18 protein-coding genes, 1 rRNA gene and 1 pseudogene are annotated in these 21,357 nt (G+C 70.8%); 2 read left to right on the top strand and 18 right to left on the bottom strand.

Annotated elements, in window-relative coordinates; all coding sequences use genetic code 11:
• The first annotated feature begins 159 nt into the window (after positions 1–159).
• Together VNR19_RS08410 and VNR19_RS08405 are read left to right on the top strand one after the other, a co-directional pair.
• On the top strand, positions 160–573 hold the full coding sequence (locus VNR19_RS08410; protein WP_325725770.1) for a GNAT family N-acetyltransferase: 414 nt from the start codon (positions 160–162) through the stop codon (positions 571–573).
• Positions 574–738: 165 nt separating this feature from the next.
• Positions 739–858, top strand: a pseudogene (locus tag VNR19_RS08405) (IS5/IS1182 family transposase); the annotation flags it as partial.
• A gap of 43 nt (positions 859–901) precedes the next feature.
• Here VNR19_RS08405 and VNR19_RS08400 read toward each other — a convergent pair.
• From VNR19_RS08400 to rrf, 18 genes are all read right to left on the bottom strand, one after another.
• On the bottom strand, positions 902–1,381 hold the full coding sequence (locus tag VNR19_RS08400) for a P-loop nucleotide/nucleoside kinase family protein (RefSeq protein WP_325725768.1): 480 nt from the start codon (positions 1,379–1,381) through the stop codon (positions 902–904).
• Between the two features lie 90 nt (positions 1,382–1,471).
• On the bottom strand, positions 1,472–2,995 hold the full coding sequence (der, locus tag VNR19_RS08395) for a ribosome biogenesis GTPase Der (RefSeq protein ID WP_325725766.1): 1,524 nt from the start codon (positions 2,993–2,995) through the stop codon (positions 1,472–1,474).
• Entirely contained in the window at positions 2,985–3,704 is a 720-nt protein-coding gene (gene cmk, locus VNR19_RS08390; RefSeq protein WP_325725764.1) for a (d)CMP kinase, read from the bottom strand. The genes der and cmk overlap by 11 nt, the downstream gene beginning before the upstream one ends.
• Positions 3,697–4,821, bottom strand: a complete 1,125-nt coding sequence (locus tag VNR19_RS08385) for a prephenate dehydrogenase (RefSeq protein ID WP_325725762.1) — start codon at positions 4,819–4,821, stop codon at positions 3,697–3,699. Before VNR19_RS08385 ends, cmk begins: the two co-directional genes overlap by 8 nt.
• A complete protein-coding gene (locus VNR19_RS08380; RefSeq protein ID WP_325725760.1) occupies positions 4,818–5,675 on the bottom strand; it encodes a pseudouridine synthase in 858 nt (285 codons plus the stop codon). Before VNR19_RS08380 ends, VNR19_RS08385 begins: the two co-directional genes overlap by 4 nt.
• Positions 5,672–6,244 (bottom strand): SMC-Scp complex subunit ScpB, encoded by a 573-nt coding sequence (gene scpB, locus VNR19_RS08375; protein WP_325725758.1) that lies wholly within the window; start codon positions 6,242–6,244, stop codon positions 5,672–5,674. Before scpB ends, VNR19_RS08380 begins: the two co-directional genes overlap by 4 nt.
• Positions 6,234–6,986 carry a segregation and condensation protein A gene (locus tag VNR19_RS08370; RefSeq protein WP_325725789.1) on the bottom strand — a complete coding sequence of 251 codons (753 nt, stop codon included), beginning with the start codon at positions 6,984–6,986 and terminating at the stop codon, positions 6,234–6,236. The genes scpB and VNR19_RS08370 overlap by 11 nt, the downstream gene beginning before the upstream one ends.
• A 211-nt stretch (positions 6,987–7,197) precedes the next feature.
• Positions 7,198–8,112: a ParA family protein gene (locus VNR19_RS08365; RefSeq protein WP_325725756.1), complete on the bottom strand. Its 915-nt coding sequence runs from the start codon at positions 8,110–8,112 to the stop codon at positions 7,198–7,200.
• A 45-nt stretch (positions 8,113–8,157) separates the two neighbouring features.
• Positions 8,158–12,981, bottom strand: a complete 4,824-nt coding sequence (locus tag VNR19_RS08360; RefSeq protein WP_325725754.1) for a DUF5979 domain-containing protein — start codon at positions 12,979–12,981, stop codon at positions 8,158–8,160.
• A 157-nt stretch (positions 12,982–13,138) separates the two neighbouring features.
• On the bottom strand, positions 13,139–14,062 hold the full coding sequence (gene xerD, locus VNR19_RS08355) for a site-specific tyrosine recombinase XerD (protein WP_325725753.1): 924 nt from the start codon (positions 14,060–14,062) through the stop codon (positions 13,139–13,141).
• A 1-nt stretch (position 14,063) separates the two neighbouring features.
• Entirely contained in the window at positions 14,064–14,693 is a 630-nt protein-coding gene (locus VNR19_RS08350; RefSeq protein ID WP_325725751.1) for an NUDIX hydrolase, read from the bottom strand.
• 7 nt (positions 14,694–14,700) lie between these two features.
• Positions 14,701–16,401 (bottom strand): CTP synthase, encoded by a 1,701-nt coding sequence (gene pyrG, locus VNR19_RS08345; RefSeq protein WP_325725749.1) that lies wholly within the window; start codon positions 16,399–16,401, stop codon positions 14,701–14,703.
• Positions 16,402–16,418: 17 nt separating this feature from the next.
• The gene (gene recN, locus VNR19_RS08340; protein WP_325725747.1) at positions 16,419–18,164 is read right to left on the bottom strand and encodes a DNA repair protein RecN; all 1,746 of its coding nucleotides are present in this window, start codon (positions 18,162–18,164) and stop codon (positions 16,419–16,421) included.
• On the bottom strand, positions 18,161–19,126 hold the full coding sequence (locus VNR19_RS08335; protein WP_325725745.1) for an NAD kinase: 966 nt from the start codon (positions 19,124–19,126) through the stop codon (positions 18,161–18,163). The genes recN and VNR19_RS08335 overlap by 4 nt, the downstream gene beginning before the upstream one ends.
• Positions 19,123–19,923, bottom strand: coding sequence for a TlyA family RNA methyltransferase (locus VNR19_RS08330; protein WP_325725743.1), 801 nt, complete (start codon positions 19,921–19,923; stop codon positions 19,123–19,125). The genes VNR19_RS08335 and VNR19_RS08330 overlap by 4 nt, the downstream gene beginning before the upstream one ends.
• A complete protein-coding gene (locus VNR19_RS08325; RefSeq protein WP_325725741.1) occupies positions 19,920–20,090 on the bottom strand; it encodes a hypothetical protein in 171 nt (56 codons plus the stop codon). The genes VNR19_RS08330 and VNR19_RS08325 overlap by 4 nt, the downstream gene beginning before the upstream one ends.
• A gap of 67 nt (positions 20,091–20,157) precedes the next feature.
• Positions 20,158–21,195 carry an HAD-IIA family hydrolase gene (locus VNR19_RS08320; RefSeq protein WP_325725739.1) on the bottom strand — a complete coding sequence of 346 codons (1,038 nt, stop codon included), beginning with the start codon at positions 21,193–21,195 and terminating at the stop codon, positions 20,158–20,160.
• A 69-nt stretch (positions 21,196–21,264) separates the two neighbouring features.
• Positions 21,265–21,357, bottom strand: a 5S ribosomal RNA gene (gene rrf / locus VNR19_RS08315); the annotation flags it as partial.

The following is a 21,357-nucleotide window of genomic DNA, read 5'->3' as shown; positions in this document are numbered from 1 at the left end:
CCCAGGCCCGCCGTATCCCGTTCGCCGGCCCGAACGAGTCGAACGGTTACGACCGCGGCGGCCCGGCGGCCCGGCGGCCCGGCGGCCCGGCGATCGATCATGCCGCCGGCCACACTGTGGCCCGCCCGCCGGGCGAAACGACTTTGGCACGATATGCGGATGGAGTACGTGTTGGACGATGACCCCACCCGCATCCAGCCCGACGTCGTGTGGAAGTGGCTGTCGACCGAGGCCTACTGGGGCCGCGAGCGCACGCGCGCAGATCTCGACGCCCAGCTCGCGTCGGCGTGGCGCCTCGTCGGCGCGTATCGCAGCGACACCGGCGAGCAGGTGGGGTTCGCGCGCGCCGTGTCGGACGGTGTCGCCTTCGCCTACCTCGCGGATGTCTTCGTGCTCGACGACCACCGCGGCCGCGAACTCGGCAAGAGGATCGTCCGCTTCATGATCGACGACGGCCCGGGCCGCGACTTCCGCTGGGTGCTCTTCACGAGCACCGCGCACGATCTCTACCGTCAGTACGGGTTCGAGCTCGCCGACGACACCGCGATGGTGCGGCCGCGCCGCCTCGCCTAGGGCGTGTTGATCGAGAGGTCTGGGCTTGTGGTCGGAGGCTCTCGAGGAAGAACCGCGCGTGGCTGCGGGATCGGAAGATCGTCGCGACGATCCCCGAGCGCGAAGACCGCATCGCGCACTGCCGCAGGAAGCCCGGCCATGCCCATCGACTGCGGTGGAGCCCAGCGGGAGCGATACAAGGGCCGCAACGTCGTCGAGCGGTGCTTCAACAAGCTCAAGCAATGGCGCGGCATCGCGATGCGCTCAGACAAGACCGCCCGCGCCTACCGTGCCGCGATCGCTCTCGCCGCCACGCTGATCGGATCAAGACCGACGTGGTTCGCGCGGGTCAGCGCACCACCTCAAGCGGCCCCTCGTCAGGCGTCGGCGGCTCGAACCGCCCGAAGTACTCGGTCGCCGTCTGCTCGGTGAGTGGCCAATCGTCCGCCTGCCTGCCGTGTCGGTCACCAACCCGGCTCAGGATGGTCTCAAGACTCGTCGCGATGTAAACGGTCTCCGGCACGATGCCGTGGGGCGCGAGCAGCGCGCGGTATTCGTCACGTTGTCGCCGGAACCAGAATCCGAAATCGAGCACGACATCGTTCCCCGCCGTGACGTTACTCAGCAACCGTGATTTCAGGTCCGCTGCCACTTCGGCCACCACCTCGGCGGACGGCATCGTCCTGATTCCGCGATCCCAGAACTCCACCTCGAACGACAGACGTGTCCAGCCTTCGCGCTCCAGGCGCTTGGCGTAGGTGGTCTTGCCGGCACCACCTGGCCCGCACATCATGACCACGCGGGGTCGTCCTGTTTCGCTCACTGCCACCGGACCGAAGTTACGCTCCGCCACTGACGTTGCGGCGTGCAACGCCCCGCTCATCGTCCATCTGAACCAGATCGGACTTGATCCACACGCCTAGCGCTGCCTGCGCTCGCGCACCCGCATGTTGATGACGATCGGAGTGCCCTCGAACCCGAAGATCTCCCGCAGCCGGCGCTGGATGAACCGACGGTACCCCGCGTCGAGGAATCCGGTCGTGAAAAGCACGAATGTCGGCGGGCGCGTGGCGGCCTGGGTGCCGAACAGGATTCGCGGCTGCTTTCCACCGCGCACCGGGTGCGGATGCGCCGCGACCAGCTCAGACAGGAACGCGTTGAACTTGCCCGTGGGAATGCGCTGATCCCACGACGCGAGCGCCGTCTCGAGCGCCGGCACGAGCTTGTCGAGGTGACGGCCCGTGCGTGCGGAGATGTTCACGCGCGGTGCCCACGAGACGTGAGCGAGGTCCTGCTCGATCTCGCGCTCGAGGTACCGGCGGCGATCGATGTCCTCCATGTCGTCGTCGCCCAGGCGATCCCACTTGTTGAAAGCGAGCACGAGCGCGCGACCCGACTCGAGCACGAGGTCGATGATGCGCACGTCCTGCTCGCTGATCGGCTCGGACACGTCGAGTACCACGACGGCGACCTCGGCCTTCTCGAGCGCGGCCGACGTGCGCAGCGACGCATAGAAGTCGGCGCCCTGCTGCAGGTGGACGCGGCGACGGATGCCCGCGGTGTCGACGAACCGCCACAGCTTGCCGCCCAATTCGACGACCTCGTCGACGGGGTCGCGTGTGGTTCCCGCGAGCTCGTTCACCACGACGCGTTCCTCGCCGGCCGCCTTGTTGAGCAGCGACGACTTGCCGACGTTCGGGCGTCCGAGGATCGCGACGCGGCGCGGGCCGCCGATCTCCTGTTTGGCGACCGCCGAGACATCCGGCAGCACCTTCATGATCTCGTCGAGCAGGTCGGCGACACCGCGGCCGTGGATCGCGGAGACCGGGTGCGGCTCCCCCAGCCCCAGGTTCCACAGCGCAGCGGCCTCGGGCTCCTGACGGGCGTCGTCGACCTTGTTCGCGACGAGGAACACCGGCTTGTTCGCCTTGCGCAGCAGGCGCACGACGTGTTCGTCGGTCGACGTCGCTCCCACCATCGCGTCCACGACGAACAGCACGACGTCGGCGAGGTCGATCGCGACCTCGGCCTGGGCGGCGACGGAGCGGTCGATGCCCTTCGCGTCGGGCTCCCACCCGCCGGTGTCCACGAGCGAGAAGCGCCGGTCCATCCACTCGGCCTTGTACGTGACGCGGTCGCGCGTGACCCCCGGGGTGTCTTCGACGACCGCCTCCCGGCGACCGAGGATCCGGTTCACGAGTGCGGACTTGCCCACGTTCGGACGCCCGACGATCGCGACGACCGGCAGCGCGGGAAGGAACTCGATACCGTCTTCTCCGCGGTCGACGCCGGCGAGAAGCTCGGCATCCGCCTCGTCCAGCTCGTAGTCCGACAGCGACGCCCGCAGCGCCGACGCGCGCTGGTCGGCGAGGTCGTCGTCGAGGTGCTCGAGCGTGTCGGCGAGGTGGTCGGGGCCGCCCTCGTACTCGTCCTCAGCGCCCATCGTGCGCCCCCTTCCCCACCGTCTCGTTGCGCGATGCGACGATGATGTCGAGCACCGTCTGCACGGTCTGCGCGAAGTCCAGCTCGGTCGAATCCACGACCGTGACGCCCGGCGCAGCCGTGAGGAAGTCGACGACGGCCGAGTCGGAGGCATCGCGGCGGTGCAGGGCGGCGGCGACGGATGCCGCATCCTCGGTCGTGAGCTCGGCGCTACGGCGCGCCGCCCGCACCTCGGGCGACGCGGTCAGCAGGATGCGCACGGGCGCGTCCGGCGCGACGACCGTGGTGATGTCCCGACCCTCGACGACGACCCCCGGCCGGCCCGAGTTCGCCACGAGCGCTCGGAACAGAGCGTTCACCGACTCGCGCACCGCCGGCACACGGGCGACGCCGGATACGGCATCCGACACCCGCGGTTCGCGGATCGCGTCGGTGACGTCCGTCGCACCGACGCGCACCCAGTAGTAGTCGGGGTCGAGCGAGATCGAGTAATCGAAGTCGCTCGCGACGTCGAGGACGGATGCCGCGTCCGACGTGTCGGCCCCATGCTCGAGCGCGTGCCACGCGAGAGCGCGATACGCGGCGCCCGTATCGAGGTAGCCGAAGCCGAGGCGGCGGGCGACCTCCTTCGAGACGCTGGACTTGCCGCTGCCGGCCGGTCCGTCGACGGCGACGACGAAGGGCTCGTCAGCCGAGAGGGGATCAGTCATTCGTGGTGCTCGCAATCTTCCAGCCGCGCGCTTCGAGGCCCTCGACGGCACGGCGCACGGCGCTCGGCACGACACTGATCTCGGCGAGGCCGAACTGGGCGCCGGGCGAGTGCTCCAGGCGCAGGTCTTCGACGTTGACGTCGAGCTCGCCCAGCTCGCCGAACAGGCGACCGAGCTGACCGGGGCGGTCGTCGACCATCACGACGACCTGCTCGAAGCGGCGGTTCTGCCCGTGCTTGCCGGGCAGTCGCTCGACGCCCTCGTTGCCGCGGCGGATCGTGTCGGCCACGGCACGGCGTGCTCCCGGCGCCTCAGGGGCGCGCAGCGCGTCGGCGACCGATGAGAGGTCGGCGGCGAGCGCGTCCAGCACGTCGACGACGGGGGCCGCGTTCGCTCCGAGGATCTGCACCCACAGCTCGGGGGCGGACGCCGCGATGCGCGTCGTGTCGCGCACACCCTGCCCCGCGAGGCGGAGCGAGCCGTCGGGCGCGTCGACGAAGCGCCCCGCGAGGAGGCTCGCGACGAGTTGGGGAACGTGCGACACGAGCGCGACGGCGCGGTCGTGCTCCTCGGGCGACATCTCGATCGGCGTGGCGCCGAGATCGAGCGCGAGTCCTTCGACGAGGGCGAGATCGGATGCCGGGGTCTCGGCGTCGCGGCACACGACCCACGGGCGTCCGACGAAGATGTCGGCACGCGCCGCGATCGCACCGCCCCGCTCTCGGCCGGCGAGCGGGTGCGAGCCGATGTAATGCGTGAGATCGACCCCGCGCTCCTGCAGCGTGCGGAGCGGTTCGAGCTTGACGCTCGCGACGTCGGTGACGACCGCGTCGGGGAAATGCTCGAGCTCCTGCTGGATGACGTCGGCGGTGACATCCGGCGGCACCGCGACCACGATCAGCGACGGAGAGTCGTCGTCGCGCACCGCGCGGCCCGCGCCGTAGTCGATCGCGAGGCGCAGCTGCGACGGTGACGCGTCGTGCAGCACGACGTCTACGCCGAGGGCGCGCAGCGCGTGGCCGATGCTCGACCCGAGCAGGCCGGCGCCGACGATGCGCACCGTGCCGTGCACGCGCGTGGCGAGCGGCGCGCTCGCTTTGGCAACGGAATCGGTCACTCGATCTCCTGGTCGGCTGGCGCGCTGTCGGGGTCGTCACTCCCCCCACGGGAGTCGCTGTCGCTGCGGCCCGGCTGTGAACGGCGCGCGAGAGTCAGAAGCGCGCCGCGTTCCACCTTAGTCAACTCGCGGGTTCGACCCACTGGGAGTGTTCCCAGGTGCAGCGGGCCGAACTGGCGCCGCACGAGCTCGATGACCGGATGCCCCACGTCCGCCATCATGCGGCGCACGATGCGGTTGCGGCCGGAGTGCAGCGTGAGCTCCACGAGCGAGCCGGCTCCGCGACCCGAACCGCCGGATGTGTCCAGCAGCCGCGCTTTGTCGGCGGCGATCGGGCCGTCCTCGAGCTCGATGCCCTTCGTGAGTCGGCTGATGGTCTGCGGTGTCACCCGCCCCTCGACCTTCGCGATGTAGACCTTCGTCACCCCGAACGACGGATGCGCGAGCACATGGGCGAGCTCGCCGTCGTTCGTGAGTACGAGCAGGCCACTCGTGTCGGCGTCGAGGCGGCCCACGTTGTAGAGCCGCTCCGGCCACTCCTTCGTGAAGCGGCGCAGGTCCGGCCGTCCGCGGTCGTCGCGCATCGAGCTGACGACGCCCGTCGGCTTGTTGAGCATGACGTAGCGCTTCGTCTGGTCGAGCTGCACCGCCGTGCCGTCGACGTCGATGAGGTCGACGGCGGGGTCGATGCGCGTGCCGAGCTCGGTGACGACCTCGCCGTTGACGCGCACGCGCCCCTCCACGATGAGCTGCTCCGCCACGCGGCGCGATGCCACACCCGCGTTCGCGAGAGCCTTCTGCAGTCGCACTCCCTCGGGCGCGGCATCCGCCTCACCTTTGTCGCGCGGGGTCATCGAACCACCTCGTCGAAGCCCGCCGAACCGTCGTCGAGCAGCGGTGAGATGGGCGGCAGCTCGTCGAGCGAGTTGATGCCGAGGTTGACCAGCAGGGCGTCTGTCGTGCCGTAGTGGATGGCGCCCGTCTCGGCATCCGTGAACAGCTCCGTGATGAGTCCGCGCGCGAGCAGCGTGCGCACGACCGAGTCGACGTTGACGGCGCGGATCGACGCGACCTGACTGCGCGTCACGGGCTGCTTGTAGGCGATGACGGCGAGCGTCTCGAGCGCCGCCTGCGACAGGCGAGCGGGCGCCTGGCCGCCGACGAACTCGGCGACGAGGTCGTCGTGCTCCTCGCGCACATACAGCCGCCAGCCGCCGCCGACCTCGCGCAGCTCGAATCCGCGGCGGGGTCCGCCCGCGCGGCCGTCGTAGTCCTCGACGAGGCTCTCGATCGCCTGGCGCACCGCCGGCACGGGCGCGCCGACTGCGGCGGCGAGGCTCACGAGGCTCTGCGGCTCATCGACGATCATCAGGATCGCCTCGAGCCGCCGAGCGACATCCGTCGTCGTCACATCATCGGTCATAGTCGGCTCCCAGCGTGGCAAGGTTCTCGTCGGACCACCGGTCGGCGGTCCAGCGCAGCGTCAGCTCCCCGAGCGGCTCGAGCTGCTCGAACGAGAGCGCGCTGTGGCGGTAGAGCTCGAGCACCGAGAGGAAGCGCGCGACGACGACGCCCGGCTGCGTCGCACCCGCGATGAGCTCGCGAAAGCTGAGCGTGCCCGCGTCGCGCAGCAAGGTCACGACGATCGCCGCCTGCTCCCGGATGCTGACGAGCGGCGCATGCAGGTGGTCGAGCCGGACGTGCGGGATCTCCTTCGGGGTCATCGCGAGCGCCGCGAAGTCGTCGAGGCTCAGCGTCCACACGAGCTCAGGCACCTTCTGTCGGTACTTCTCGTCGAGAGGCACCGCCCTCGCATGACGCTTGTCCTCCCGACGGAGGCAGCGTTCGAACCACGCCGAGACCTCCTTGAACGCGCGATACTGCAGCAGCCGCGCGAACAGCAGGTCGCGCGCCTCGAGCAGCGCGACCGACTCGGCGTCGACGAGCTCACCCTGCGGCAGAAGTCCAGCGACCTTCATGTCGAGCAGTGTCGCCGCGACGACGAGGAACTCGGATGCCTCGTCGAGGTCCTCGTCGGGGCCGAGATCGCGCAGGTACGCGATGAATTCGTCGGTGACCTTCGACAGGGCGATCTCGGTGACGTCGAGCTCATGCTTCGAGATGAGGTTCAGCAGGAGGTCGAACGGGCCATCGAAGTTCGACAGCGAGACGCGGAATCCGCCGCCGTCCTCTCCCTCCCCGGTCGCCGAGCCGCCCGCCTCGGTCGCTGAGCCCCCCGCCGCGGTCGCTGAGCCCGTCGAAGCGTCGCCCGCGCCCTCGGTGGCCGACCCTTCGACAGGCTCAGGGACCGGCTGCTGCTCAGGGACCGCCGCCTGCTCAGGCACCGGCGGCTGCTCGGGGACCGACGGCTCCGCGTCAGGCGACCGCACCACGCGCGACCAGCTCCCGCGCCAGCCGCTTGTAGGCCTGGGCGGCGGCGTGCTCGGGCGCGAACTCGGTGATGGGGACGCCCGAGACCGAGGCATCCGGGAATTTCACAGTGCGTCCGATCACCGTCTCGAGCACGTCGTCGCCGAACGCTTCGACGACCCGCTCGAGCACTTCGCGCGAGTGCAGCGTGCGCGGGTCGTACATCGTGGCGAGCAGCCCGTCGAGGGTGATCGTGGGGTTCAGGCGGTCGCGCACCTTGTCGATCGTCTCGATGAGCAGCGCGACGCCGCGCAGCGCGAAGAACTCGCACTCGAGCGGGATGATCACACCGTGGCTCGCAGTGAGCGCGTTCACCGTCAGCAGGCCCAGCGACGGCTGGCAGTCGATGAGGATGACGTCGTACTCGGCCGACACCTTGCGCAGCACCCGCGCCAGCGTCTGCTCGCGCGCGACCTCGTTGACGAGGTGCACCTCGGCGGCCGAGAGGTCGATGTTCGCCGGCAGCACGTCGAGGCCCTCGATGCCCGAGTGCACGATGACCTCATGCGGGTCGGTGCGGATGTCGAGCAGCAGGTCGTAGATCGTCGGGATCTCGTGCGTCTGGATCCCGAGTCCCGCCGACAGCGCGCCCTGCGGGTCGAAGTCGACGGCGAGCACCTTGCGCCCGTAGCCTGCGAGCGCGGCGGCGAGGTTGATCGTGGTGGTCGTCTTGCCGACGCCGCCCTTCTGGTTGCACAGCGCGATGATGCGTGCGGGTCCGTGACCGTCGAGCTTCGGAGGAGTCGGGAAGCCGTGATACGGGCGACCGGTGGGTCCGATCGGCTCGTCCCCGTCGGGCTTCGGGGCTTTCGCCGTGCTCTTCGTCGCGCTGCCAGCCACTGGCTCTCCTGACTTCGCCATGTCGTGCACCGATTCTAGCCACGGCATGGGCGCGAACCCGGGAGATCACCCGGCGTTCGGGCGACGTGCGCGCAGGAGGACGATGCCGATTCCGAGTGCGAGGAGCAGCAGGCCCAGTCTCAGCGCGAGCATCGGCCAGGCGAGGCCTGTCGGCGGCAGGGGGTAAGCATTCGTGTACGAGAAGGCCGCGGACTCCTCGGCGAGCAGCAGCACGCTGGCGGAGCGCCCCTCGACCGTCTCGCCGGCGACGTTCACGCTCGTGCGCACGCCGCTACCGGCCGGTGCTTCGGTCACGGTGCAGTTCGCTCCCCCGATCACCTGGCGCTGTGCGCTTCCGCCGCTCGTCAGCGAGAACACCGGAGACGCGTCGTCATTCAACGGCACCGCGATCGGGTCGGTGCGCGTCCAGGTGCAGCCGACCGTGAAGTCGAAGGTCGAGGCGGATGCTCCGCCCACGACGCGCTTGTCGACGGTGAACGTCGCAAGCGCGAACTCACGCGTGACCTCGAGCACGTGGGGTTCGCCGAGCCGCAGGGTCACCGCCGGGGAATCGGTGACCGCCGTCGCGAGCGAGACCGAGTGCCTGGTGAATGTGCATACGGCGTTCGCGGGCAGCGTCCATACGAGCGAATACCCGTCGCCCGGTGTGAGCACCGCCTGCCCGTCGTTCGGGAGGTCGACGCGCTGCGTGCGATCCGGTCCCGTCCAGCATTCGACGATCGACCAGTAGTCGAGACCGGCGCCGTAGGTCGCGACGCCGTCGCCCGTCATGATCTGCCGCACCGTGAGGCCGGTCACGTCGAACACGTTCGTGAACACGAGCCGGAGGCCCGTTGCCTGGATGGTCCCGGACTGCGTCGTCGCAGGGGTGATCAGAGTCGCGTTGGATGAGTCCGTCTCGACCGCCGTGCACTCCGCGCCGACGGGGAGCTGATCGAACGTCCGCTCGGCGGCGCCGTTGAGCGAGAAGTGCACGGGGCGCGTGGGGTCGTCCGGGGGCGGCCCGAGCCGCTGCCCGTTGAACGTGCACCACTGCTCGAACAGGAAGAACGCGTCGGCGTGCGCCGCGACGTCGTTTCCGCCGACCTGGGTCTCCACGGTGAGCGTCCCCGCCTCGAACGTGTTCGTGATCGTGATCGAGACGGTCGCACCGGACTCGACCGTGACGGCGCCGGAGCCGCCGTCGACGAGCTGGAATGGCCTGATGCCGGCCACGGGAGCGGCGAGCGGTGCGGATGCGAGGAGCCCGGCCCGCGCGACGAGTCCCGCCGGTGCGACCGCTGTGACCGGCGGCGGGTCGTACGTGACGATCGAGGCGCCCCCGCTCTCCACCTGGATCGCCTCGCACACGGTCCCCGTGGGCATGTCGTCGAGCTGGGTGGACGCGTACGTGGGCCGCGGCGTGCCGTCGGGCTCGTAGCTCAGGAAGCCGATGCCGTCCGGCCCGAGCCACTCCGCCGGGCGACCCGCGAACTCGCAGTGCAGCTCGACCGCGTAGTCGGCGTTCGCAGCCCATGCCGCCGCCCCCGTGACCTGCACCGGCACCGAGAGGGCGCCCGCTTCGAACACGTTCACGATGGTCACGGTCGTCGGCGAAGCGCCTGCGGCGTGCACCGTCACCTGCGTGCCCCCGTCGATCGGCGTGAAGGGATCGCCGTCGGTGACGGTGATCTCGCTTAACGTCGCTCCGCCCATGGAAGTCTGCACCACGTCGCACACCGCGCCGGCGACGATCGCCGGAATCTCCGCGTGACCGCCGTCCGCCGGGAACGGCAACTCGACCGTCCCCCGTCCCGGCTCGACCTCGATCGGCTGACCGTTGAACGTGCACTCCCCCACCGTCACGGCCGTCGTGCGCGCGTGGTGCGCCGCCGGACCGTCCGGCCACGTGTCGACGACGAGCGACCCGACGTCGAACCGGTTCAGCACGGTGAGGCTCGTGCCGGTCGCGCCGATCTCGACGGTCACGGGATCGGGTGACGGTGCGAGATCCGAACTCGAGAAGAACGACACGGCGGATGCCCCGCCCGTCGCCGTCTCGGTCATCGAGCACTCGTCGCCGACGTCGAGGCCGTCGACCACCGTGAACGACCCGCCGAGCGGATCGAACGTGTGCTCGAGCTCGAGCACCGGGTCGGGAAGACCGTCCGCCGTGCATGTGAGGCTCACGGTCGTGGGTGCGTTCGCCCACCGGGCACCGGGCCCGGTGAGCTGCTTCACGAGCACGAGACCGCTCGCCTCGAACACGTCGATGATCGTCTGGGAACTGCCTGCCGAGAGGATCGCGACGGTCTGCGACGGTGAGTAGCGCACCGCGACGGCGACGCCGGGGTCGAGCTGCGTCGTCGTGCAGTCGGCGCCCACGGGGAGGTTCGGCACGACGGTCGTCCCGCCGGACGGGAGCGCGACGGTCGACTGTGTCGAATCGAGGGTGATGGCTTCGCCGCCGTAGTCGCATGTCACGCCGACCGAGTACGTCGTCACGGGCGGCGTGCCCGACCCTTCGGCCGAGTTCGTCAGGGTGAGCGGCGCGACCGCGTACTCGTCGCCGATCCCGACGGCGTTGGCCGTGGCATCCGCTGCCGCCGTGAAGGCGAATGACGCACCGGTCGCCGTCTGCGATCCGTGCGTGAAGATGGTCGTGGACCCGGGGCGGCCGGTGTGCGTCAGTGTGCACTCCGCGTTGACCGGCACGCCGGTCACCGTTGCGGAGACCTCCGCGTTCCACGTCGCCGCACCGTCGAACGGGATGCGTCCGTCGACCACAGGCCCGCCGAGCGGCACGGGCACGCCGTCGAGGCTGCACGAGATCCCGACGGCGAGCTCGCCGAGCGGAAGGGCGCCCGGCGTCGGCCCGTCATGCGCGGCGAACCCGCTCGAAAGACTGATCTCGACGTCGGTCATCGCGTACACGTTGTCGAGCACGACCGTCGCAGGCGCGTTCGAGAGGGTGATCGTCCGCGGCGGCGCGGGGGTCGTGGCATCCGCCGTGCCCGTCTCGGTCACGGCGCATGCAGAGCCGACCGGCACCTCCTCGACCGTGTGCCCCGCAGAGGGGCCGATGCCGATCGTGAACGTGTCGTGCATGACCTGCGTGCCGTCGAGCGTGCACGAGACGTCGACGGTGTACGGACCGCGGGCGAATCCGGATGCTGCGCCCGACACCTCCTTGGTCACGGTGAGGCTCGTCGTCGGCGGCTTCTGGATCGGCACGAGGATGATGAAGCCGCTCTTCGACCGGATTCCGTTCGGGCCCGCCGTGACCTCGGACGTGACCGCGGGCGACCAGTACGACTGCCCCGCGCCGCCTCCACCGCCCGCGTCGGTCGGCGAGGTGCCTCCGCCGTGGCCGCCGCGCGGGTAGCCGGCACCGCCACCGCCTCCTCCACCGCCGGTGTCGTCGCTGGAACCGTGTCCGCCGCTCGGGTCCGGCTCGCTGGGCGTGCCGCGGCACGCGGCGCATCCGCCCACACCGCCGCGGCCGAAGTTCCCGCCCGAGCCTCGATCGCCGTTGTAGTTGTACGCGCCGCCGTCGGATCCCGCGCCCGAGCCGCCGCGGCCGCCGTCAGCCTTCCTCACCCACGGCGCGACGCTCGTCGACACGTCGCCTCCGGAGCCTCCGCCGCCGCCTGCGGCCACGAGCGGGGTGGATCTGCCGTCCGTCGCGTCCATGAGCATCGACGCTCCGCCCCCGCCACCGCCGTCGTGCGCCGTGGTCGCGCTCGCACTCCCCGAGTCGCCCGGGTGTGACCATCCGCGTCCGCCGTGCTCATAGCCGCCGCATCCGACCCAATATCGCAGCTCGGTCATGCCGGTGGCGTCCAGGACGCCCGTGACCACGGCACCGCTGCCCTCCATGTCAGCGCTGTTGTGGCCGCGAGTGCCGCCGCCGCCCGCGACGACGAAGGCGATCGAAGCAGTGCCGTCCGGGACCGTCCAGATTCGCGGGTCGCTGGAGTCGATGCACTCGAAGGCGTGCAATTGGTCGCCCGCGACGAGCAGCACCGAGCCGTTGCCCGAGCTGCCCGACGCATAGACCACATCGAGGCGACTGCTCTCACTCGACCACGACTGGCCGCCACCGCCGCCGCCCCCGGCACCGCCCTGCGCGTTGGGCGGACACCTGCCGTTGATCTTGCACTGCCCTGCGGTGCCGCTCTCGCCGGCGCCGCCGCCGCGCGGATAGCCGCCGCCACCGCCGCCACCGCCTGACGTCACCTGGTAGTCGCCGTCGGCGTTCGACGCGCTCTCGCCGTCGCGACCGCTTGCGCCACCACCCGAGCCGCCGATGCCGTTCCCGTTGCTCGCCGGGGTCGTACCGTTCGTGCCGTCGCCCGGGGGCAGTCCGCCCGAGCCGCCGCTGGCCGCACCGCCCTCACCGCCGTCGTGGCTCGCGCCGCCACCGCCGCCGGCGACGACGGCCAGCTCTGTGCGCCCGGGCAGGAGCCACTCGACGGCCGAGGAGCCGCCTCCGGAGAATCCGCTCGGCACGTCGAAGATCCGGTCGCCGCCACCACCACCGGAGCTGAACCCGCGCGTGGTCTCATGGCTCTGTCGACCCTTCTCTCCGAGCCACACGCGGACGCCGTAGGTACCGGCCGGGAGCTCGTACGCCGCGACCACGAGTCCACCCGGGCCGCCGCGCCCCGAGTCGTCCCCTGTGCCGCCGCCCTCTGCGCCGTACGCAAGGATCGTCAGTCGTGTGAGCGACGTGGGGAGTGAAACGTCGACGTAGCCGTCGGAACCGAGATCCTCGTACTCGATCGAACAGCTCCCCAGTGTGGTCAGTTGCGCGCAGTCCGCCACCGCGGCGGCGGACGGCTCCGTCGTCGCGGCGTCGAGAGCGGGCGCGATCAGAGCAGAAGCCACGAGGGCCGATACCGCCACGCCCGCGACACGCGCTGACATCGTCTGCGGTTTCGGGGGTGAGCCGGTTGTGCCGGCGAGGGGGTTGCTGGCCCGGAGTTTACTGCGAACCCATCCCGCGCGACACCCCCCGTTACGCGGGCAGGCGTCAGCGGTGGGGTCAGCGCGCCCGCGGGTGCGACGTCGCGTACACGTCGCGCAGCGCGTCGATCGAAACGTGCGTGTAGATCTGGGTGGTCGAGACGGATGCGTGGCCGAGCAGCTCCTGCACGACCCGAACGTCGGCGCCGCCCTGCAGGAGGTGCGTCGCGAACGAGTGCCGCAGGGTGTGCGGCGACACGTGCGCCGAGAGCTTCGCGCGTTCGGCCGCGTGCTGGATGATCAGCCACGCGCTCTGGCGCGACAGCGGTGCGCCGCGAGCGCCCAGGAACAGGCGGGGCGTCGCGCGGCCGCGACGCGACAGCTCCGGTCGCGCGCGAGTCAGGTACGCATCGACGGATGCGCGCGCGTACGACCCGATCGGCACGATCCGCTCCTTCGCCCCCTTGCCGCGCACGCGCAGCACCTCGCCGTGCGAGACGTCGTCGACGTCGAGCTGCACGACCTCCGACACACGCGCCCCCGTCGCGTAGAGCAGTTCGAGGAGCGCTCGGTCGCGCAGTGCGACGACGTCCGACTCGGCGGCTTCGCCCGGCGGGGGCCCCGCCGCGTCGAGCAGACGCTCCACCTGGTCGATCGTGAGCGCCTTGGGCAGCCGCTGCGGGGTCTTCGGCGGGCGCAGACGTGCGGCCGGATCATCCGTCTCGATCCCTTCACGCACCAGGAATCGGTGCAGTCCTCGCACCGACGACTGGAGCCTCGCGAGGCTCGTGGCTGCGGGCGGCGGCTGCGCCGACGCACGCTCCGCGGCGAACCGTGCGACGAGGTCGGCGGTCACATCGCCCGTCTCGTGCACGCCGTGCTCGTCGAGCCACTGCACGTACGTGGCGAGGTCGCGCCGGTAGGCCGCGACCGTGTGGTCGGACAGGCCGCGCTCGACCGAGATGTGACGCACGTACGCGTCGACGGCCCGGTCGAGTCTCACGTCACGATTCTGTCCGGCGGAGCCTTTCGGCCGCGGCCAGCACGCCGACCGCGAGGATCCCGTTTCGCAGACGCCCCTCGAGCACCGCCGTCACGGCATCCGCGAGCGGCACCCACTCGATGCGGATGTCGGCCTCCTCGGCCTCGCGATCGTGCACCGCGTCGAGCGGCTGGAGCCCCGTCGCGAAGAAGATGTGCACGACCTCGTCGTTGCCGCCCGGGGTCGAGAAGACGCTCACGAGCGGCTCCCAGTGCTCCGCCGCGAGGTCGGCCTCTTCGGCCAGCTCGCGCTTCGCGGTCTCGAGCGGCGACTCGCCGTCCATGTCGAGGAGCCCCGCGGGGATCTCCCAGTCGCGATGGCGGATCGGGTGCCGGTACTGCTGGATCAGCAGTACGCGCTCCCGGTCGTCGAGCGCGACGATCGCGGAAGCTCCCGGGTGATCCACGTACTGCCGTTCGAGCTCGTCGTCGCCGTAGCGGAAGCGGTCGTTGCGCACGTCCCACACGCGCCCCTCGTACACGACGCTCGAGTCGAGGATCTCGACGTCGAGGAGCTCGTCGCGCAGCGGCGCGGTCGACACGGGTGAGACGGATGCCGCGGCATCCGTCTCGTTCCCGCCTGAGGCCGGCATGTCGGGTTCACGCATTCTCGACGACGTCGAACAGCTCGCTCGCGCGGTGTCGTTCGATCGCGGCGCCGACGAGACCGCGGAACAGCGGGTGCGGGTTCGTCGGGCGCGAACGAAGCTCGGGGTGCGCCTGTGTCGCGATGTAGAACGGGTGCACGTCGCGCGGCAGCTCGACGTACTCGACGAGGTTGCGGTCGGGCGAGAGCCCCGAGAACACGAGCCCCGCCGCGGCGAGCTGGTCGCGGTAGCGGTTGTTTACCTCGTAGCGGTGGCGGTGGCGCTCGGACGCGTGCGTCGAGCCGTACAGCTCCGCCGCGAGCGACCCCTCGGCGAGGTCGGCGTCGTACAGGCCGAGCCGCATGGTTCCGCCCAGGTCACCGTGGTCGAGGATGTCGACCTGCTCCTCCATCGTCGCGATGACGGGGAACTGCGTGTCGGGGTCGAACTCGCTCGACGACGCCCCCTCGAGACCGGCCTGGTTGCGTGCGTACTCGATGACCATGCACTGGAGACCGAGGCACAGCCCCAGCGTCGGGATGCCCTGCTCGCGCGCGAACCGCAGCGCGCCGAGCTTTCCTTCGATGCCGCGGATGCCGAAGCCGCCCGGGATCACGATGCCGTCGAGCTCCGCGAGCGCCTTCGCGGCGCCCTCGGGCGTCTCGCACAGGTCGGACGGGATCCACGTCACGGTCACCTTCGCCTCGTGCGCGAAGCCGCCCGCCTTGAGTGCCTCGGTGACGCTCAGATACGCGTCGGGCAGGTCGATGTACTTGCCGACGAGGCCGATCGTGACCTCGTGCTTCGGATTGTGCACGGCCTGCAGCACCTTCGACCAGCGCGACCAGTCGACATCGGCCGCCTTGTTCATGCCGAGCGCGCGGACGATGTACTCGTCGAGGCCCTGCTCGTGCAGCATCGTCGGGATGTCGTAGATGCTCGGCACGTCGACGGCGTTGACGACCGCGTCCTCGTCGACGTCGCACATGAGCGCGATCTTGCGCTTGTTCGATTCCGTCACGGGGCGGTCGCTGCGCAGCACGAGCGCATCGGGTTGGATGCCGATCGAGCGGAGGGCGGCGACCGAGTGCTGCGTGGGCTTGGTCTTCTGCTCCCCCGAGGCACCCATGAACGGCACGAGCGAGACATGCACGAAGAAGACGTTGTTGCGGCCGAGCTCATGGCGGATCTGACGCGCAGCCTCGATGAACGGCTGCGACTCGATGTCACCGACCGTGCCGCCGATCTCGGTGATGATGACGTCGGGACGAGGGTCTTCCGTCGCCTGCAGGCGCATGCGGCGCTTGATCTCGTCGGTGATGTGCGGGATCACCTGCACGGTGTCACCGAGGTACTCGCCGCGACGCTCGCGTGCGATGACCTGCGAGTAGATCTGGCCGGTCGTGACGTTCGCGGCCTGGCTGAGGTCGATGTCGAGGAAGCGCTCGTAATGCCCGATGTCGAGATCGGTCTCGGCGCCGTCGTCGGTGACGAAGACCTCACCGTGCTGGAACGGGTTCATCGTGCCCGGATCGACGTTGAGGTACGGGTCGAGCTTCTGCATCACGACGCGGAGGCCGCGTGCCGTCAGCAGATTCCCGAGGCTTGCGGCGGTGAGCCCCTTGCCCAATGAAGAAACGACACCGCCGGTCACGAAGATGTGCTTGGTGGTGTCGTTCGAATCGCCGCGAGGACTTGTGCCTGGAGTCTGCATCACGGGCTTTTACCCTATCAGCCGGTTTTGACGCGGGCCTGGGAACTCGCCGATGCGGAGGCCGCGTCGTCACCGTCGGCGGAGGCGCTGGCGAGCAGCTCGCGCGCGTGCGTGAGCGCCGCCTCGGAGTCGGAGCCCGACAGCAGACGGGCCATCTCGGCCTCGCGGTCTGCGCCGTCGAGCCGCCGCACGCTCGACGCGGTGACCGATCCGTCGCTCGCCTTCACGACCGTGAGGTGGTTGTCGGCGAATGCGGCCACCTGGGCGAGATGCGTCACGGCGATGACCTGGCTCGTGCGCGCGAGCCGCGCGAGCCTGCGGCCGACCTCGATCGCGGCCGCACCGCCGATGCCCGCGTCGACCTCGTCGAACACGAACGTCGGAACGGGGTCGGTACTCGCGATGACGACCTCGATCGCGAGCATCACGCGGCTGAGCTCGCCGCCCGACGCCCCCCGCGACACGGGACGCGGATCGGCACCCGGATGCGGCGCGAGGAGGATCGCCACCTCATCGCGTCCTGCCGACGACTCGGCGCCCGGCGTGACGGACACCTCGACGCGCGCACCGGGCATGGCGAGGGCGCGCAGCTCGGCTGTGACCGCTTCGCCGAGCCGCTTCGCGGCCTCGGTGCGTCGCTCGGTGAGGACGGTCGCCGCATCGTCGAGGACGGATGCCGCCTCCTGCAGCTCCGCCGCGAGGCGCTCCACACGGTCGCCGTCGTCATCGAGCTCGGCCAGGCGCGCGGACCCGGTCTCGAGCAGCTCGATCGCGGCGTCGAGACTGCCGTGCGCGCGGATGAGCGGCGCGAGCACCGCACGGCGCTCTTCGACCGCGGCCAGCTCGTGCGGACCGGTCTCGTCGAGGTCGGCGAGGTACGCCGCGAGGGCGGTCGCGAGGTCGGTGGCCCGGTAGCCGAGCTCGGCCACCTGGTCGGCGAGGTCGCCGAGGGCCGCGTCCTGCGCGGCGGCGCGCTCGAGCGCCCGACGCGCTTCGCCGACGAGCGAGGCGACATCGGGGCGGTCGTCTTCGCTCGAGAGCGCTTCGTGCGCGGTCGCCGCCGCGAGACGCAGCTCTTCGGCGTGTGCGAGGCGCTCGGCGCGCTGCGCGAGCTGCTCGTCCTCCCCGGGCTGCGGTGCTGCCTGCTCGATCTCCTCGAGTGCCGCGCGCAGATCTTCGGCCTCGCGCGCCCGCGCTTCACGGTCGGTGGTGAGGGTCGTGAGTTCGCGGTCGATCGCGCGCCACCGCTCGTACGCCTCGCGGTAGGCGGCGAGGGCCTCTGCGACAGGCTCCCCGCCGAACCGGTCGAGCGCATCGCGCTGCGCGGCGGCCGACTTCAGCCGCAGCTGGTCGGACTGCCCGTGCACGACGACGAGCTCGTCGGCGAGATCCGCCAACACGCCGGCGGGCGCCGAGCGACCGCCGACGGTCGCGCGGCTGCGGCCCTCGCTCGAGATCGTGCGGCCGACGTAGAGCGCGGCCGTGCCGTCGCCCGCCGGCTCCAGGTCGCCGCCGGCTTCGCGCACGCGGTCGGCGACGGGCCCCTCGGCGGGGACGATCCACACACCGTCGACCACGGCCTGGGGTGCGCCCGAGCGCACGGCGCCGGAGTCGGCCCGCTGACCGAGCAGCAGTCCGAGGCCCGTCACGACCATCGTCTTGCCCGCGCCGGTCTCTCCCGTGATCGCGGTGAAGCCGCGGCCCATCGGCAGCACGGCCTCGGCGATCACGCCGAGATCGCGCAGGCGCATCTCTTCGATCACGCGTCACCCTCGAAGTCGGAAGCTCCCGGTCGCTTGGGCGCAGCGGCGATCGCCGCCGGGCCGCGCCAGCCTTCGACCGGGAGGTGGAACTTGCGCACGAGGCGATCCGTGAAGGCACCGTGGTGGAGACGCGCCAACCGGACCGGACGATCGGACCGCCGAACGACGACGCGGGCACCGGGCGGAAGGTCGTGCGAGCGGCGCCCGTCGCACCACAGGATGCCCTGGCCGTTCGTGCGCTCGAGCAGCTCGATCGCGACCGCGTGCTCGGGCCCGACGACGAGCGGCTTGGCGAACAGGGCATGCGCCGAGAGCGGCACGACGGCGATCGCCTGGACCGTCGGCCAGATGACGGGTCCGCCGGCCGAGAAGTTGTAGGCGGTCGAACCGGTCGGCGTGGAGATCACGACCCCGTCGCATCCGAATGTCGAAAGCGGCCGCCCGTCGATCTCCATGACGACCTCGAGCATGCGCTCCCGACTTGCCTTCTCGACCGTCGCCTCGTTGAGGGCCCACGTGTCGTAGACGACGCGGTCGGCGGTGTCTTTCACGCGGACCTGCAGCGCGAGACGCTCCTCGACGGTATAGTCGCGCGCGATCACGCGGCGGACCGCCTCGTCCATGTCGTCGCGCTCGCTCTCGGCGAGGAAGCCGATGTGGCCGAGGTTGATGCCCAGCACAGGGGCCGTGCCCTCGCGCACGAGCTCGGCCGCCCGCAGGATGGTCCCGTCGCCGCCCAGGACGATCGCGAGCTCGATGTCGTCGACCGGCACGTCTTCGCCGAGGACGGCGGTGTCGTCGAGGCCGGCGCCCACCCGGACGAGCTCGGCGTGGTCTTCTGCGGACAGGACCGGCCGTGCGCCGGCCGCGCGCAGGGCGGCGACAACCCGCTGGGCCGCCTCGACGGTGTCGGCGCGCAAGGCATGCACAACCACGAGGATGCTGCGATCGGGCTGTGTCATGTGCTCCCCGCCAGTCGGTTCACGGTGCTCAACCATTCTGTCGGATTGCTTCCGCGGCCCGGCGCGATGTGCACGACGTACTCGGAGTTCCCGTGCGTTCCCGCGATTGGGGAGGAGATGACGCCGAGCGTGCCGAGCCCTTCGTCCCACGCCGCCCACAGCACGCCGGCGACCGCGTCGGCACGCAGCGCCGCGTCCTTCACCAGCCCCTCGCGGACGCCGGTGCGACCGACCTCGAACTGCGGCTTGACCAGCAGCACGAGGTCGGCGTTGTCCGCCGCGACCGCGCGAGCGGAGGGAAGCACGCGCGTGAGCGAGATGAACGACAGGTCGCCCGTGATGACCGACGGTGCGTCGCCCACGCCGCTCGCGGCGGCGAGGTTGTCGCGCGTCATGTCGCGCACGTTGAAGCCCTCGATCGAGATCACTTCGGGATCGGCCGAGACGGATGCGGCGAGCTGCCCGTGTCCGACGTCGACGGCGATCACGGGCGACGCGCCGCGCTCACGCAGCACCTGTGTGAAACCGCCCGTCGATGCGCCCATGTCCAGCGCGATCCGGCCTGCGACGTGGAGGCCGAACGCGTCGAGCGCGGCGATGAGCTTTTGCGCTGCACGGCTGACGTAGTGGTCGCCGCCTGACACGTCCAGCAGGGCGCCGTCGTCGACCTTGATCGACGCCTTCACGACCGGCTTGCCGTCGACGGTCACGAGGCCCTGCGCGATGAGCGAGGCCGCGTGCGTGCGCGACCGCGCGAGGCCGCGCGAGGCGAGGGCCGCGTCGAGGCGCTGCGTCATGGATGCGAGTCTGTCGGTCCGGATTCGAGCCGGCGCGCGAGGGCGTCGTGGAGCGCTTCGTACGCTTCGGCACGCTCCGCGAGCGGCTGGCTCTCGATCACCTCGAGAGCCGACAGCAGGTCGTCGGTCTCGGAGCCGTCGGATGCGACGGGGTGCGGCGATTCCATGCGCATCAGGATACGTGCCCGTGCTGACAACGGCCGGTCGCTCGACCGGCGTGCGCGCGCATCCGCGTCACGGGCGATGGAACGGGTCGGCGTAGAGGCGGTCGGGAACACGGAAGCCGAAGATGGCGCGACCGGTGTCCCAGATCGCCTTGGCGCCCGCGCGCAGCAGGTCGATCGGCTCGTCGCCTTCCGACAGGATCTCGACGTCGGGGCCGTTGACGCGCACGCTCGCCCCGCGGACGGTGACGACGCCGTCGCGCACGACAGCCTCGGGGTAGGGCTGGTCGAGCTCACGCAGATCGCCCAGGATGTACGTCGGCTGCGACTCAGCGGATGCCGCGAGCACGTGCTTGGGACGATCGACGCCCGTCAGGACGAGGGCGGAGGGAATGCCGGCGCGGTTGGCGCCGAGGATGTCGGTGTCGAGGCGGTCACCGAGGAACAGCGGATGCCGCGCGCCGAACCGCGCGACGGCCTCTTCGAAGATCGGGGTCTCGGGTTTGCCCGCGACGGTCGCGAGCCGCCCGACCGCGGTGTGCACCGCCGACACGAGCGTGCCGTTGCCCGGCGCGATGCCCCGCGCCATGGGGATCGTCCAGTCGGTGTTCGTCGCGATCCACGGGATGCCGCCCTCGTCTTCGGGCACCTTGAGTGCGAAGGCGGCTTCGGCGAGCTGCGTCCAGCCGACGTCGGGCGAGAACCCCTGCACGACGGCGGCGGGATCGTCCTGCGCGCGGCGCGTGACCGTGAAGCCGGCCTTCTGCACCTCGACGACGAGGCCCTCGCCGCCCACGACGAGCACGGGCGAGCCCGCGGGAATCAAGGTCGACAGCAGGCGCATCGCCGCCTGCGGACTGGTGACGACTTCGTCGGGCGTCGTCGGAAGGCCGAGTTCCGACAGATGTGCGGCGACGGATGCGTCGGTGCGCGACGCGTTGTTCGTGATGTAGGCGAGGCGACGGCCGTCACGAGCCCGGTTGAGGCTGTCGACGGCGTACGGGAGCGCGTTCGCTCCGGCGTACACGACCCCGTCGAGGTCGGCCAGGATGACATCCACATTGTCGAGCGGCGTCGGGGTCGATGCTCGGCGCGTGAACAATCCCAATGCTCCTCCTGGATCTCGCCCGTTAACGCCGAATGGCCACCGGTGTGGTGGCCATTCGGGGATGTGGGTGTCCGGCGGTGTCCTACTCTCCCACAGGGTCCCCCCTGCAGTACCATCGGCGCTGAAAGGCTTAGCTTCCGGGTTCGGAATGGGACCGGGCGT

Source organism: Microbacterium sp. (assembly GCF_035556355.1).
In the GTDB taxonomy this organism is placed as follows: domain Bacteria; phylum Actinomycetota; class Actinomycetes; order Actinomycetales; family Microbacteriaceae; genus Microbacterium.
The sequence above is the reverse complement of the archived record's forward strand: the minus strand, read 5'-3'. Positions and strand labels throughout refer to the sequence as shown.